Source organism: Actinacidiphila oryziradicis, assembly GCF_005047355.1.
GTDB classification, from domain to species: domain Bacteria; phylum Actinomycetota; class Actinomycetes; order Streptomycetales; family Streptomycetaceae; genus Actinacidiphila; species Actinacidiphila oryziradicis.
This window is the reverse complement of the sequence record NZ_SUMC01000031.1, coordinates 1-12549: the sequence shown is the minus strand read 5'-3', so window position 1 is coordinate 12549 and position 12549 is coordinate 1. Positions and strand designations below refer to the sequence as shown.

Annotated in this window: 12 protein-coding genes, 1 tRNA gene and 3 pseudogenes; 9 read left to right on the top strand and 7 right to left on the bottom strand. The window is 69.0% G+C overall.

Going from position 1 to position 12549, the window contains the following annotated elements; genetic code table 11:
• The first annotated feature begins 61 nt into the window (after positions 1 to 61).
• From cysS to FCI23_RS28065, 3 genes are all read left to right on the top strand, one after another.
• The gene (gene cysS / locus FCI23_RS28075; RefSeq protein WP_136726737.1) at positions 62 to 1462 is read left to right on the top strand and encodes a cysteine--tRNA ligase; all 1401 of its coding nucleotides are present in this window, start codon (positions 62 to 64) and stop codon (positions 1460 to 1462) included.
• Between the two features lie 75 nt (positions 1463 to 1537).
• Entirely contained in the window at positions 1538 to 2497 is a 960-nt protein-coding gene (gene rlmB, locus FCI23_RS28070; RefSeq protein WP_136726736.1) for a 23S rRNA (guanosine(2251)-2'-O)-methyltransferase RlmB, read from the top strand.
• 515 nt (positions 2498 to 3012) lie between these two features.
• On the top strand, positions 3013 to 4689 hold the full coding sequence (locus tag FCI23_RS28065; RefSeq protein WP_136726735.1) for a DoxX family protein: 1677 nt from the start codon (positions 3013 to 3015) through the stop codon (positions 4687 to 4689).
• Between the two features lie 407 nt (positions 4690 to 5096).
• Here the strand turns inward: FCI23_RS28065 and FCI23_RS28060 are convergent, their stop codons facing one another.
• The 3 genes from FCI23_RS28060 to FCI23_RS28050 form a co-directional block, all read right to left on the bottom strand.
• Positions 5097 to 5822, bottom strand: coding sequence for a nucleotidyltransferase family protein (locus tag FCI23_RS28060; RefSeq protein ID WP_136726734.1), 726 nt, complete (start codon positions 5820 to 5822; stop codon positions 5097 to 5099).
• Between the two features lie 32 nt (positions 5823 to 5854).
• On the bottom strand, positions 5855 to 6262 hold the full coding sequence (locus FCI23_RS28055; protein ID WP_136726733.1) for a hypothetical protein: 408 nt from the start codon (positions 6260 to 6262) through the stop codon (positions 5855 to 5857).
• 194 nt (positions 6263 to 6456) lie between these two features.
• Complete coding sequence (locus tag FCI23_RS28050; RefSeq protein ID WP_136726732.1) at positions 6457 to 7575, bottom strand: ABC transporter ATP-binding protein; 1119 nt, start codon at positions 7573 to 7575, stop codon at positions 6457 to 6459.
• Between the two features lie 180 nt (positions 7576 to 7755).
• Here FCI23_RS28050 and FCI23_RS28045 point away from each other — a divergent pair.
• Positions 7756 to 7829: transfer RNA gene (locus FCI23_RS28045), tRNA-Thr, on the top strand.
• 161 nt (positions 7830 to 7990) lie between these two features.
• Positions 7991 to 8368 (top strand): hypothetical protein, encoded by a 378-nt coding sequence (locus tag FCI23_RS28040; RefSeq protein WP_136726731.1) that lies wholly within the window; start codon positions 7991 to 7993, stop codon positions 8366 to 8368.
• Positions 8369 to 8403: 35 nt separating this feature from the next.
• Here the strand turns inward: FCI23_RS28040 and FCI23_RS28035 are convergent.
• The 3 genes and pseudogenes from FCI23_RS28035 to FCI23_RS28025 form a co-directional block, all read right to left on the bottom strand.
• Positions 8404 to 8985, bottom strand: a pseudogene (locus FCI23_RS28035) (tyrosine-type recombinase/integrase); the annotation flags it as partial.
• A gap of 2 nt (positions 8986 to 8987) precedes the next feature.
• A pseudogene (locus FCI23_RS60170) lies at positions 8988 to 9275 on the bottom strand (SCO3933 family regulatory protein); the annotation flags it as partial.
• 199 nt (positions 9276 to 9474) lie between these two features.
• A complete protein-coding gene (locus FCI23_RS28025; protein ID WP_136726730.1) occupies positions 9475 to 10263 on the bottom strand; it encodes a GntR family transcriptional regulator in 789 nt (262 codons plus the stop codon).
• Between the two features lie 86 nt (positions 10264 to 10349).
• Here FCI23_RS28025 and FCI23_RS28020 point away from each other — a divergent pair, with 86 nt between their 5' ends.
• From FCI23_RS28020 to FCI23_RS28005, 4 genes are read left to right on the top strand one after another with little or no spacing between them, the layout of a single operon-like run.
• On the top strand, positions 10350 to 10781 hold the full coding sequence (locus FCI23_RS28020; RefSeq protein ID WP_136726729.1) for an NUDIX hydrolase: 432 nt from the start codon (positions 10350 to 10352) through the stop codon (positions 10779 to 10781).
• Positions 10782 to 10827: 46 nt separating this feature from the next.
• Positions 10828 to 11262, top strand: coding sequence for an ATP-binding protein (locus tag FCI23_RS28015; protein WP_136726728.1), 435 nt, complete (start codon positions 10828 to 10830; stop codon positions 11260 to 11262).
• Positions 11253 to 11555, top strand: a complete 303-nt coding sequence (locus tag FCI23_RS28010) for a hypothetical protein (protein ID WP_136726727.1) — start codon at positions 11253 to 11255, stop codon at positions 11553 to 11555. Before FCI23_RS28015 ends, FCI23_RS28010 begins: the two co-directional genes overlap by 10 nt.
• A gap of 60 nt (positions 11556 to 11615) precedes the next feature.
• Positions 11616 to 12056 carry a hypothetical protein gene (locus FCI23_RS28005; protein WP_136726726.1) on the top strand — a complete coding sequence of 147 codons (441 nt, stop codon included), beginning with the start codon at positions 11616 to 11618 and terminating at the stop codon, positions 12054 to 12056.
• A 5-nt stretch (positions 12057 to 12061) separates the two neighbouring features.
• On the opposite strand, the pseudogene FCI23_RS56715 reads toward FCI23_RS28005, so the two are convergent.
• Positions 12062 to 12199: pseudogene (locus tag FCI23_RS56715) on the bottom strand (hypothetical protein); the annotation flags it as partial.
• Positions 12200 to 12549 lie beyond the last annotated feature (350 nt).

Genomic DNA, 12549 nt, shown 5'->3' with positions numbered 1-12549 from the left:
TTGCGTGTCCCCGCTGCCATAAGGTCGCGGGGCACCCGCTGTTTCCCATTACCCTTGTTGCGTGACCATTCGCCTGTACGACACCAGCGCACGTCAGGTCCGTGACTTCACCCCGCTCGTTCCGGGCTGTGTCTCGATCTACCTGTGTGGCGCCACCGTGCAGGCGGCCCCGCACATCGGGCACATCCGGTCGGGCCTCAACTTCGACATCATGCGCCGCTGGTTCGCGTATCGCGGCTATGACGTGACCTTCATCCGCAATGTCACGGACATCGACGACAAGATCCTGACCAAGTCCGCCGAGCAGAAGCGCCCATGGTGGGCGATCGGCTACGAGAACGAGCGCGCGTTCAGCGCCGGCTACGACACGCTCGGCTGCCTGCCGCCCACCTACGAGCCGCGGGCCACCGGTCATGTCCCCGAGATGATCGAGATGATGCGCGGCCTGATCGAGCGGGGCCACGCCTACGCCGCCGAGGGCAACGTCTACTTCGACGTGCGCTCCTTCCCCGGGTATCTGCAGCTCTCCAACCAGGAGCTGGACAATCTGCTCCAGCCCTCCGGCGAGGGCGAGACCGGCAAGCGCGACCCGCGCGACTTCGCGATGTGGAAGGCCGCCAAGCCCGGCGAGCCGTCCTGGGAGACGCCGTGGGGCCGGGGCCGGCCCGGCTGGCACCTGGAATGCTCGGCGATGGCGCACAAGTACCTGGGCCAGGAATTCGACATCCACGGCGGCGGAATCGACCTGATCTTCCCGCACCATGAGAACGAGATCGCCCAGGCGAAGGGCTTCGGCGACGATTTCGCGCGGTACTGGGTGCACAACGCGTGGGTCACCCTGGCCGGCGAGAAGATGAGCAAGTCGCTCGGCAATTCGGTGCTGGTCTCGGAGATGGCCAAGCGCTGGCGCCCGATCGTGCTCCGCTATTACCTGGGCTCCCCGCACTACCGCTCGATGATCGAGTACAGCGAGGACTCGCTCCGCGAGGCGGAATCCGCGTTCGCGCGTATCGAGGGCTTCGTACAGCGGGTGGTCGAGAAGGCCGGCCCCGTCGAGCCCGCAGCCGAGGTGCCACTGGCCTTCGCCGAGGCGATGGACGACGACCTGGGTGTCCCGCAGGCGATCGCGCGCGTCCACGACACCGTCCGGCAGGGCAACTCCGCGCTGAGCGCGGACGACAAGGAGACCGCGGTCGCCCGCCTGTCGGAAGTTCGTGCGATGCTCGGGGTACTGGGCCTGGATCCACTGGACGAGCAGTGGGCCGGCGGGGCGGGGGACCGCGACGAGGATCTGCATGGGGTCGTGGACTCCCTCGTACGCCTTGTGCTGGAGCAGCGGCAGGCGGCACGGGCGCGCAAGGACTACGCGACCGCCGACGCGATCCGTGACCAGCTGAAGCAGTCGGGTCTGGAGATCACGGACACGCCGAATGGTTCGAAGTGGTCGCTGGGCTCGCGCTGAGCGCAAGCGCCGCCCCGGGAGCCCGGATAATGCAATGTACGTACGTATGCCCGCAGCAAGAGATGAGTGTGACCCATGGCCGGGAACAGCCAGCGGCGAGGCCGCCGCACGTCCAACAAGAAGGGCGCGACGGTCGGTAGCGGCGGGCAGCGGCGCAGGGCCCTGGAAGGCCGGGGCCCCACCCCGCCCGCCGAGGCCCGCAAGGGGCACGCCAAGCAGCGTGCCGCGAACGCCAAGGTGAAGCGCGCGACGGCGTCCGGGCAGTCCCGGCGGCCGTCCGGTCGCGGTGCCAAGTCCACCTCCGAGCTGGTCGCCGGGCGTAACCCGGTCGTGGAGGCGCTGCGCGCCGACATCCCGGCCACGGCGGTCTACGTCCAGCAGTACATCGACAGTGACGACCGCGTGCGTGAGGCGATCAAGCTCGCCACCGACCGCGGCGTCCCGCTCCTCGAAGCCGCGCGCCCCGAGCTCGACCGGATCACCAACGGCCTGAACCACCAGGGCCTGGTGCTCCAGATCCCGCCCTACGATTACGCCTATCCCGAGGAACTGGCCGAGATCGCCTTCAGCCGTTCCGAGGACCCGCTCATCATGGCCCTCGACGGCATCACCGACCCGCGCAACCTCGGCGCCGTCGTCCGCTCCGTCGCCGCCTTCGGCGGCCACGGCGTCGTCGTCCCGGAGCGCCGCGCCGCCGGCATGACCGCCGGCGCCTGGAAGACCTCCGCGGGCACCGCCGCCCGGGTCCGCGTCGCCCGCGCGACCAACCTCACCCGCACCCTGGAGGCCTACCAGAAGGCCGGCCTTCTCGTCGTCGGCCTCGCGGCGGACGGCGAAGTCGAACTCCACGAACTCGAAGCCCTCGCCGGGCCCGTCGTCATCGTCGCCGGATCCGAGGGCAAAGGCCTCTCCCGCCTCGTCGGCGAGACCTGCGACCTCCGGGTGCGGATCCCGATGCCGGGCGGTGCCGAGTCGTTGAACGCCGGTGTGGCGGCGGGCATCGTGCTCTACGAAGCGGCTCGCCGCCGGGCGTAAGGGACGGCGGACGGCCCGTCCGGCGTCACGGGCCCCGTGCCCGGTGCTGGGGGGCCGTGCTGCGCCGGGTGCGCAAGGCCGGCTCGCCCGGGCGCGTTGCCGGGTGGCGTGTTTTTAGCCCGTCCGGTGTTTGTGGGGGCACCTCCCGGACGGGGGGTCCGGGGGAGGAACCGGTCCGCAGACCAAGGGCAGCTGTGCCGCGCCGGGGGAGCGCGGGGCTGGCCCGTCCGGCGCGTTGCCGGGGGCGGTATTCCAGCCCGTCCAACGTTTGCGGGGGCACCTCCCGGACGGGGGTCCGGGGGAAGAACCGGCGCCCGGGTCGGGGGTCGTGGTGCTGCGCCGGGTGCGCAAGGCCGGCCCGTTCGGGCGTGTTGTCGGGTGGCGGTGTTTTTAGCCCGTCCGGCGTTTGAGGACTGAACCGTACGCCGACCGGGGGAAGCCGTGCCGCGCCGGGCACGACGCCAAGCCCTGCCGGGCCCGAGGCAACGTGTCTTTATCGGGCGTCACTCGGTTAGATGAGTGTGGACACCAGAACACCCCGCACTCATACGGGGGGACGGTCGTCGGCACCGGCGGACGAACCCGTGCTCAGCATGGTGAAAGTCGCCTCCGACCCGGCCCAGGTCATCGTCAATCACGCGAGCTTCCGCGTTCAGCTCGGCGCGACGTCGGCCGCCCGTGCGCTGGGGCGGACCGTATACATCCCCGTCGCTGCGGGCACCGCCCGGCGGGCCGCGCCCGTCGTATGGTCGGGGCGTAGCACCCCCGGCGACGAGGCCGCGACGCAACTGCTGCAGGCGGTGCGGAACGCCGACGCGGAAAGCGCCGGCAGCACCACGCAAGTCCTCCCCCGGATCGAGGCCGAGGCGCCACGGCGGGCGACAGTGGCCGGCCCACGGCGGCCCTCCGGGCTGGCGCCGGGTGAGCTGCTCGGCGGCGTACAGCCGGCGCGCGGCGCGTTCGACGACGAGTACGAGTACGAGTACGGGTACGACGAGTACCCGTCCGCACCCGGCTCAGCCTCCCGCCCCAGCACCCGCCCCAACAACGGCACCAGCACCCGCGCACGCCCCCGTTCCCGCTCCGGCGCGGCCTCCGGTTTCGGCGAGGACCGGGAGCGCACCGCCGACCCGGTCAAGCACGCCTGGTACCCCGGCCGCCGGATGAACCTCGGCATTGTGCTGCTGCCGCTCCGCGTGTTCCTCGGCTTCATCTCGATCTACGCCGGCATGGGCAAGCTCTGCGACCCCGTGTACTTCGACGGCGGCGAGCGCGGCTCCATGGTCACCTGGCTCGCCTCGCTGCACCCATGGGCAGCCGCCGAGCCGCTCCGCAACGTCGCCCTCAACCACCCGGTCGGTTCCGGGCTGACCATCGCCTTCCTCCAAGTGGTCGTCGGCGTGCTGACGGTCGCGGGCCTCTGGCAGCGCGTCGCGGCGTCCTTCGGCGCCCTGTTGAGCGCCGCCCTGCTGGTGACCGTCAGCTGGCGGATCGTACCGGCGTACGACGCGCCCGACATCATCTACCTCGCCGCGTGGAGCCCGCTGGTCATCGCCGGTGCGCCCGTCTACTCGGTCGACGGGCGGCTCGCGAGCGAGGCCTGGCGGCGGCTCGGACCCCGCGCGGCCATCTGGGACTTGCGGCGGCGCGTACTGCGGCGCGGCACGGTGATCGCGACTGTGCTGCTCGGGCTGACACTGGTCGTCGGCTCCACGCTCGGCGCGGCCGTACGGTCCACCACCACGCGTGGTGATCTGACCGGGCCGAGCGACGTCCCGACCAACAACCTCCAGGGCTCGCCCCTGCCGGAGGTCGCCGGCGGCGCCAACGGCGCCAAGCGCTCCGCCGGCGCGGCCTCCACCTCGTCCCGGCCGTCCGCCGCCCCCTCGGCGTCCGCCACCCCGTCCACCTCCGCGTCCACCACCCCCGTCCCCGGCGCCACCGCCCGGCACACCGCCGGCACCGCGGGCGGCAGTTCCGGCGGCTACACCGCCCCCAGCCACCAGCAGACGGCCCCGAAACCCGCCCAACCCCGCCCCAGCCACCACTCCTCCGCCCCCGCCCCCTCCGGGGGCTCGTCCTCCGGCGGCGGCTCTTCCGGCGGCGCCCTCGGCGGTCTCCTCGGCTCCGGCCTCCTGGGCATGCACAGCGCCCAAGGTGGCGCCGCGCAACACCAGAGCGGCCTCGCCTGACACCACCAGCCCGGCCCACCGGCCCAGAACCCACGACGGCGCCCCGCGTAGTGCGATGCGGGGCGCCGTCGCCGTAAGAGGCCGCGCGAATAGGTGGGGCGGCGTCGCGTGCCGAGCTGTGACATCAGCCGACTCCGTCGGCGGGGGCGCCTGGAAGTGTTGCCGTCGGTGTCGGTCAACGACTCTCCCCCAGACTCCGTCCGGTGCCCCCACCAAGCTCTCGGCTCCGCTCGAGCAGGGGGCACCCCCATCGCGTCGCCTCCTCCCCCAGCTACCGCTGGGAGGTGCCCCCACCTCCGCCTTGCCAGACTTGCCCCTCGCCCCGCTCCTTCACCCGCCCCACCTATTCGCGCGGCCTCTAAGGCCGAAGGATTCGTCAGGCTCGTGAATCTCGTGAGGCCGGACCGTCAGCCGGCTTGAGCGGCGAGTTCCTTGGCGGCTTCGGTGAGATCCTTCGCCGTGTCGATGGCCCGCCAGTACGCCCCGTGCGGCAGCGGGAAGCCGGCGAGCCGCCGCTCCCGCGCCAGCTGCGGGAAAGTCGTCCGCTCATGGTCGCCCCGCTCGGGGAGCAGCTCGGTGAATTCGGGGGAGAAGACGTAGACCCCGGCGTTGATCAGGTACGGAGAAGGCGGCGACTCGATGAAGTCGAGCACCTGCCCGAACTCGTTCGTCTCCACGGCGCCCCAAGGAATGCGGGGCCGGGCCAGCGCCAGCGTGGCCGTAGCGGCCCGCTCGAAATGAAACGCGGCCATCTCGCGCAGCGAGAAGCGGGTCCAGATGTCGCCGTTGGTGGCGTACCAGGCCTCGTCGGGCCGTGGCAGGGACGCCGCCGCGTACTTGAGGCCGCCGCCGCGCCCCAGCGGCTCCTTCTCGATGACGGTGGTGACCCGCAGCGGGAGGTCGGCATTGTTCAGCCAGTCCTGGAGGACCTCAGCAAGGTGGCCGCACGAGATAACGGCGTCGGTGACGCCCTCGGCGGCCAGCCAGGCGAGTTGGTGGCCGACGATCGGTATCCCGGTACCCGGGATCTCGATCATCGGCTTGGGGCGGGTGTCGGTATAGGGCCGCAGTCGCGAGCCCTGTCCTCCGGCGAGGAGGACGGCTTGGGTGACGGAATGGGCGCCGGTGGTCATGCCCGGCACCCTACGGGACCTTCCCGCTCCCGTCAGCGGACGGAGGCGATGCCGGTGGCGAACGAGGTGTCGCAGACCGGGCGGGACCACGCCTGGGCGCGCTGCGGACCGTACTTGGCGACGGCGGCGCGGCCGAGCGAGCGGGCGATGGACGTGCAGTGCTGGGCGAGCGAGGGCCGTTCGGCGATTTCACGCTGCAGATTGGTCAGCGCCACCCCGGGGTTCTTCTCCTGGAGTTCGGCGAGCAGCCGGCTGCGCAGGACCTCCTGCGGGGCCGACGCTACGGACACCTTCTTGCCGTGCGCGGCAGTGAGGACCTGAGCCTCGGAGGCCGGAGTGGCCCACGGGACGCGGGTGACGGCGAGGGTCCCGGACAGCACGAGGACCACCGGGAGGACGAATGCGAGAGTTTTGCCGATTCGGCTAGCAACCTGGTTCACGTCCAGGATCGTAGCGAGGAGTGATGATTTGGCGACATTTAGCCACTCTGACGGGTGAAGAAAACCCCTTCACTCGTTAGGGGCGGGTTGACGAACGGGATCGAAAATACGGTTTCTGCCACCATTTGCCGGAAAAGCCCGGCCGCGTATGCGCGACCGGGCCCCTCCATTCCGTACAGCTGCCTGCAGCTCCGTCAGTCGCTGAGCCGCTCGCCCGTGGACGTCGCGAACACGTGGGTCTCACCGGCGCGCGGCACCACGTGGATGACCTCGCCCTTCTCCGGCACCTTGCGCCCGTGCACCCGCACGACCACGTCCTTGTCCTCGCCGCCGATACTGGCGGATCCGTACACGTTGCTCTCGGAGCCCAGCTCCTCGACGACGTTCACGGTCACCGAGACACCGGCCGGGTCATCCTTCGACAGGCCCTCGCTCTCGCCGTTGACCAAGTCGAAGTGCTCAGGCCGCACACCGACGGTCACCGTCGTGTCGCCCTTGCCCGACGCCTCCGCCACGGAGTCCCGGTTCACCGGCACGATCGAGTTCCCGAACTTCACGCCGCCGTCCACGATCGGCACCTCGATGAGGTTCATCGCGGGCGAGCCGATGAAGCCGGCGACAAACAGGTTTGCCGGACGGTCATACATATTGCGCGGCGTGTCCAGCTGCTGGAGCAGCCCGTCCTTCAGCACCGCCACCCGGTCGCCCATCGTCATGGCCTCGACCTGGTCGTGCGTGACGTACACCGTCGTCGTCCCCAGGCGCCGCTGCAGCGTCGCGATCTGGGTACGCGTCGAGGCGCGCAGCTTGGCGTCGAGGTTCGACAGCGGCTCGTCCATCAGGAACACCTGCGGCTCACGCACGATCGCCCGGCCCATCGCGACACGCTGCCGCTGACCACCCGAGAGCGCCTTCGGCTTACGCGCCAGGTAATCCGTGAGGTCGAGGATCTTCGCGGCCTCCTCGACGCGCTTACGGATGTCCGCCTTGTTCACGCCCGCGATCTTCAGGGCGAAGCCCATGTTGTCCGCGACCGTCATGTGCGGGTACAGCGCGTAGTTCTGGAACACCATCGCGATGTCCCGGTCCTTCGGCGGCAGGTGGGTGACATCGCGGTCACCGATGCGGATCGCGCCCGCATTGACGTCCTCCAGGCCCGCGAGCATGCGCAGGGAGGTGGACTTTCCGCAGCCGGAGGGGCCGACCAGGACGAGGAACTCGCCGTCGCCCACTTCGATCTGCAGGGAGTCGACAGCGGGCTTCTCCTGCCCGGGGTAGACCCGGGTTGCCTTGTCGAACGTGACAGTAGCCATGCTGATGCGTTCCCTTCACCGGCAGGAACGTGCCGGACGATCCGAGTAAAGGAATGAGGTCTAGTCCACAAGACGCGAACTGTCCGTGACGCTACCCGCAAGGTATGCCGCTTGTCAGCAGTCCAAGGGTGAGCAATTTTCAACCATGATCATCGGACGGGTTGGGTACACTGCTCCTGCGCCTCCTTAGCTCAGTTGGCCAGAGCACCGCTCTTGTAAAGCGGATGTCGTCGGTTCGAACCCGACAGGGGGCTCATGGCGAAGGGCCAGCTCAGGGACTTAATCCCTTGAGCTGGCCCTTTCGTTTGTCTGGTGCCGTGCCACACGCGTGCCACTTGGACTCATCTGGGCGAGCGTCTACGCACTGCCACTAATGCCTTGGACCTGTCCGTGAAGTGCATGCTCCACTGAGGCCATGAGCCTGCTGGTTGACGTGTTCGTCATAGAGGAGAGCGGCGCGACCCGCTTCCTGGATGTGCCTCCTGAGTCCTCCGACATGGCAGGGTTCGAAATCTGGCGCACTGTTGTGTGGGGATCGGAGGCTGTTCGCTCTTTGGGCGCGCGGTTCCTGCCCCGACTTGCTGACGGTGACTGCGAGGTCGCCCCGGACCAGGTCCAGGACTTCCTGACGGAGTGCGCCCTGGTCCGCGAAAAGCTCGCTTTGATCGCCTTGCGCATGGATCCGGCGCGGTCCCGCGAGCACCACATGTATGAGGTAGGAATCCGTCTGGACAACTTCGTTGACGCAGGTCGACGAGCGCAGCAGGCCGGGGGCGGAGTACTCATCTGGTAGCACGGGCCGTGAGCCGACAGCCGGAACCCAGCCCGTCACGAGTCCTCCTTCCTACTCTCGCGGATCATCGTCCCGAGCTTGTCGGCGATGGCACGGTCCCGGTCGCTGGTCATGTGCTGGTAGACCAGTGCGGCGCGGGTGCTGCTGTGGCCCATCCTGGTCATCAGCGCCCGGGTGCTGGCGCCCGCGCTGGAGGCGAGGGTGTTCCCGGTGTGACACAGGTCACGAAAGTGCAGCTCGGACGTGACCCCGGCTGCGGTACGGGCGGCGATCCAGTCGTCGCGGAAGTTGCTGCGGCGTAGTCGTCCTCCCTTGGGGCCGATGAACACGTGACCGTCGTGGCCGGGGGCGGCGTAGTGGTCCAGGTGGTGGGTGACCGCGTCGAGGAGTTCGTCCGGGAAGGCGATCGGGCGCACTCCGGCAGCCGATTTCGGTGCCTTGTCGAGGAGCCGGCCGTCCTGCAGCTCCGCTTGAGCGCGCTGCACGATGACCACGCGGGCCGCCAGGTCGATGTCCCTGCGGCGAAGCGCGGCCAGCTCGCCGAAACGGAGCGTAGTGAAGGCCGCCAGGAGCACGAGGAGCCGGTAGCGGGGGAGCATCGCTCCGGCGACGGCGTATCGTGCCGCTGCTGGCCGTTGAACACGCTGTCCCAGGGCCGGGCCACGAGCCCGGGCAGCGAGACCGGAGCCCCCAGCGTCAGTCCCTCGGTGACGCCGCTCTCCGGAACGGTGACCTGGATGATCGAGGACTCTCCCCCGTCGATGTAGACGACGCCGATCTTCATCAGCGCCTCACCGCTCACGGCGTCCTTGGCGATCTCGCCGGTCTGCCGGTCCTTGACCTTCGGCTCAGGCGCTTCGGTCAGCAGGATCGTCGCCGACGAGGTCTCAACTCGGATGGTGCGCAACGTGCTTCTCCTTCAGGTAACACCGAACTTAAGGCACCTAGTCGTCTAGACAAGCTGCCTGGAAGCAGTCCGGCGACGGGAACAGGAACCACTCTGCCACACAGCTTGCCCGCTCGTCTATACGAGTATGCGTGATGGCGTGTACGAGTCCCAAGATGCTGTCCACGAAGCCACGCTCATGTCCCATCTCGCACGCCCCTCAGGTCGCCGGAAGCTCGTAGGCCAGGACGTACGCGTCAGCGGCCATGACCGTGTCACAGACCTCCACCGGCCGCCCCTCGGTGTCGTACGCCGTACGGATGAGATGGATCACCGGCACGCCCGACGCCAGCTGTAGCGTCTTGACCTCGTGCGGCGAAGGCATCCGGGCCCGGATCTCCTCGTCGAAGTGGTCCAGGCGGTGTCCCAGCTCCTCCAGCCGCGCGTAGATCCCGCCGGGGCCCGGGTTCGGCTGGGCGATCGGGGTGTTCCGGGCCAGGTCCAGCGGGAGGTAGGAGACCGCGAACTCCACCGGCCGCCCGTCCAGCAGATACCGCCGCCGACGAGCCAGCACCCGGCGCGGCGACCCCAGCCGGGCGGAGATGTCCTGCGAGGGCCGCTCTTCCTTCACCTCCAGGCTGTCCACCTCCGGTCGGCTCCCCGCCGCGTCCGCTTCCACGATGAACGCCGACTTCCCCTGGTCGCGATGGCGGCGCGCGAACCGGTCGGATGCCAGCCGGCGGACCGGTGGTCGAGGCCGGACGAAGACACCCTTGCCATGCTCGGCCAGCACCAGACCCTCGCCCTGGAGGACGGAGAACGAGTTCCGCACAGTCATCCGGGAGACGCCGAAGTGCTCGACCAATTCCGCCTCCGAAGGGAGCTTGTCCCCCTCACCGAACTGCCCTTTGTCGATCGCTTCGCGCAACTGGTCGGCGATCTGCCGGAACACCGCGCGATCACTGGTGGGGTCGAGCGCCCCGAGAACGCCGGACGGAAGAGCGGCCATATCCGTTACTCCTTTAGGTATCTAGACGAGCGGCTGAGTTTTGTTGCTACCGTGGAGAGCCTAGTCAGCCGAGAGGGCAGAGGAACGTGAGCACTGACCGCCCGCACTCTGTAAGCGTCGCCGGAGTCATCATCGACGGCCGGGGCCGCGCTCTGCTCATCCAGCGCCGTGACAACGGCCAGTGGGAACCCCCGGGCGGCGTCCTGGAACCCGGCGAGACCATCCCGGACGCCCTGGAGCGCGAGGTCCTGGAAGAGACCGGCATCAAGATCGCGACCCCGGCCACCCTCACCGGCGTCTACAAGAACATGACCGGCTTGATCGTTTCTCTCGTCTTCCGCTGTGAAGCGATCGACGGATCCGCATCCACCGGTGAGGAAACCCGCGCCCTGCGCTGGGCCACCCGTGAAGAAGTCACCGAGCTCGCCGACGAGGCCTACGCAATTCGTGTCCTGGACGCACTGGACGCGGCATCTCCGCCGGCCGTCCGCGCCCACGACGGCGTGAGACTCGTCTAGCCGAAAACCCCTACCCATGGCGGCCTACCAGCATAAAGGAACTTGTATGGACGAGTATATGAGTAGCGTGCGGGTCTGGGGGCTCACTTGCCCAGGTTCCCTGGAAGAGGTCAGCCGCGCCCGCCGCTGGACCCGCGACATCCTCAACAACTCCCCATGCGCCGACGACGCAGCCCTCATCGTCAGCGAACTCGGGACCAATGCCCTCGTCCATACGACCAGCGGGCACGACACCGGCGCCTTCCACATCACGCTCGCCCTCTCCGAGCACGTCGTAGCCATCTCCGTCACCGACTCCGGAAGCGCCGACACCACCCCACGCGTCGAGCACCCCGACGACGACACCCCACGCGGCCGAGGACTCGGCATGGTCGCCATCCTCGCCACCCACGTCCAGGTCCACGGCGACCACCACGGCCGCACCGTCACCGCGGAACTCCGCATCCCACCACCCCGCCGCGAGGACACGCCATGGCTGTAGACCCTGCCGAGACCAACCAGGCCCACCGCTACGAGATCACTGCCGCCATGAACGCAGTCGTCCGAGCCTGCACCGACATCGCCCGCGACCACACCAGCCTCGGCGGCATCTGGGCCCCCAAGAGCGCATCCGGCCACGACCTCCACCCCACCGCCCTCGCCGCATGCGCCCGCCGCGACGTACTCGACAGACTCCAACTCGCCATCAGATGCGCCGAAACCGTCATCCACGAGACGCAAACCGAACGCAACAGCCCTCCCCATCACCCGTGTCCGGGTTCAGTTGATGCTTGACGGTTCGGTGTCAAGTGAGGCTTGACGCTCGTCCTAGACATCGTGCGTTACGGTCCTGCCATGCCGGACCGTTTTCCTGAGATCACCTCCGTCGAGGAGTTCATACGCCTGCGCCTGAGTGAGGACCCGGCGGAGAGGGACCGTTCGGCGTGGGCGGCTATGCCGCTGCCGGTCTGGAAGGAGTTGTTGCGGGAGCATCCGGACATGCGGTTCTGGGCCGCCCACAACCGCAGCTGCCCGCCGCAGATCCTTGCTGAGCTGATCAGGGACGACGACTGGCGAGTCCGCAGCAGGGTGTTGAGCCGCCGGGACTGCCCCGCCGAACTGCTGGCGGAACTGGTCGGCGATCCCCACGACGCGGTCCGCAACACCGTCGCCACCCATCGACACTCCCCGCGCAGTGCAGTGGCCCGTTTGGTGGACGACCCCTGGGTCGTGATTGGCGAAGCAGCCCGGACCCGCCTCGCCAACTGGCCCCAGACGGGCCCGGAAACGGTGTAAGGGCATCAGACGACCTTGCGTCGGTGGTTCTCGCAGGACTTGCCCACTACCAGGTCCTTGCGTGTGGTGCGCGGGACGGTGGTGATCAAATCGGGGCCGTGGAAGACCCTGATCGCGTCCTGGTCCAGGTGGGCGTGGACCACCGACTGAGTAACAACCTTCTCTACGGGTTCAAGGCACCCGGCTGCGCTACCGCTCCGCCGGGCGCGTCCGGCTCCCAGCCGCGCTGCGCTCCTACCTTCGGCCCGCTCCGCGCCGCCGTCCGCCGACCTCGCCCACAGGTGATCCCGGAGCCTACGAGGTCAGACCCGACGGGGGCCGGTCGGCTCCGAGACTTTAAGGTCCGTCCCTTGGGGCGAGCCTCTAACGACGTCGTGCGCGGTAGCTGAGACCCCGGTCTGAGCATGCAAACGGCCGTGCGAGACGATCATGATTGTGACGTCAAGAGGGGCCCGCACGGCCTTGAGCCATCGTATCTGCACCGGGATCCCGC